This window comes from Tahibacter caeni (assembly GCF_024609805.1).
Classification (GTDB): domain Bacteria; phylum Pseudomonadota; class Gammaproteobacteria; order Xanthomonadales; family Rhodanobacteraceae; genus Tahibacter; species Tahibacter caeni.
On the sequence record NZ_JANFVR010000594.1, the window covers coordinates 1 to 1,543 of the forward strand.

The 1,543-nt window shown below is 71.2% G+C and carries 3 protein-coding genes; all 3 read left to right on the plus strand.

Annotation, left to right across the window (positions count from 1 at the left end; genetic code table 11):
* On the plus strand, positions 1-235 hold a 235-nt coding region (locus NON22_RS24110; protein ID WP_257389525.1), incomplete at its 5' end, for a PhzF family phenazine biosynthesis protein.
* 68 nt (positions 236-303) lie between these two features.
* A complete protein-coding gene (locus NON22_RS24115) occupies positions 304-927 on the plus strand; it encodes a glycoside hydrolase family 25 protein (protein WP_257389526.1) in 624 nt (207 codons plus the stop codon).
* Positions 928-1,018: 91 nt separating this feature from the next.
* Positions 1,019-1,213 (plus strand): hemin uptake protein HemP, encoded by a 195-nt coding sequence (gene hemP, locus NON22_RS24120; RefSeq protein ID WP_425508033.1) that lies wholly within the window; start codon positions 1,019-1,021, stop codon positions 1,211-1,213.
* The last annotated feature ends 330 nt before the right edge of the window (positions 1,214-1,543 follow it).

Sequence of the window (1,543 nt, forward strand, 5' to 3'; positions counted from 1 at the left end):
GCGTTTTCACGCACGCAATGCGTTCGCGGCCGGCGGCGTCTACGAGGACCCGGCGACCGGCGCGGCCGCCGCCGCGCTGGCCGGCCGCCTGCGCGACATCGGCTGGCCGCACGGCGGCGGCGTGACCATCGTGCAGGGCGAGGACATGGGCGCGCGTTCGCTGCTGCAGGTCGCGATCGGCGAGCTGCCGGGCAGCCCGGTCGAGGTGTCCGGCCGCGCGCGTTTCCTGGACTGACCCCGCGCACCCGCAGGCATCCTGTACAGTTCCACAAAACCGCAGCGGGCGGGCAGGGGGAACCGGGCATGATCAACGTCGTCGTCGATCTCTCGCATCACAACGAGAGCGTGGATTTCAGCGCGCTGCGCGGTGCCGGCATCGCCGGCGTGCTGCACAAGGCGACGCAGGGCGCTGACTACGTCGATCCCACCTATGCCGTGCGTCAGTCCCAGGCCCGCCAGGCAGGCCTGCTCTGGGGCGCCTACCATTTCGGCGACGGCAGCGACGCCCCGACCCAGGCCGCGCACTTCCTCGCCACGGCGAACGCCGCGCCCGGCGATCTGCTCGTGCTCGACGTGGAGCAGAACACCGCCGGCAGCTCGATGAGCCTGGCCCAGGCCGAAGCGTTCGTGCAGGCGGTGTTCCAGCGCAGCGGACGCTGGCCCGGCGTCTACGGCAGCAGCTATCTGAAGCAGCTCGTCGCGGCGGCGACCGCCGCGTCGCCATTGGCCCGCTGCTGGCTATGGGTCGCGACCTATGCGAACCGGCCCTTGTCGCTGGCGCCGCTGTGGCCGGCCTGGACCTTGTGGCAATACACCGACGGCGCATCCGGACCGGCCCCACAGAGCATCGCCGGCGTCGGCAACTGCGACCGGGACATGTACAACGGCGACCTCGCCGGCCTGCAGCGCTGGTGGGGCGGAGGCTGATCTTCGCTGTCCGCAAGCGTCGGCTTGACACTCAAATGCGAATCATTATCATCTCGACACCACCCGGAACCCGGAGCCAGCCATGTCGGTGATGACGTCCACGCTTGCACTTCAGACCAATGGCAGCACGCCGGCCAAGCGGCCCGCGGGCACGACGGCACCGGCCCAGCGCCGGGTCGACTCGCGCCTGCTGCTGCGCGAATCGCGCGAGCTCGTGATCGAACACTTGGGGCAGGAATACCGCCTGCGCCGCACGCGCAACGACAAGCTCATCCTGACCAAATGACGCGGCTACTGCGCAGCGTTCCGCTGCCGCGGTCCGCGTAGACGTCCACGTCAGAGCAGCCAGCCCCGGCCGACCGCCATCCCGGCCCCTTGCCAGCCAGCTCCACGGTTCGCGCAGCGTCGCTCGCGACGTCGCGCCTGCCTTCCTTGCCCGAGGCTCGCATGTACAAGCTGCCTTTTCTGCGCACGGCCGGTCCTGCGCGCGCCGCGACGGCGCCGGCCGAGACGGCCGTGCTGCTGCAGGCGATCGCGCTGCCGTCGACCGCTCCGCTCGCCGCGCTCGCGCGCCGCTGGCATGCGCTGGGGCCGGTGCTCTGGCTCTGGCGCGCGG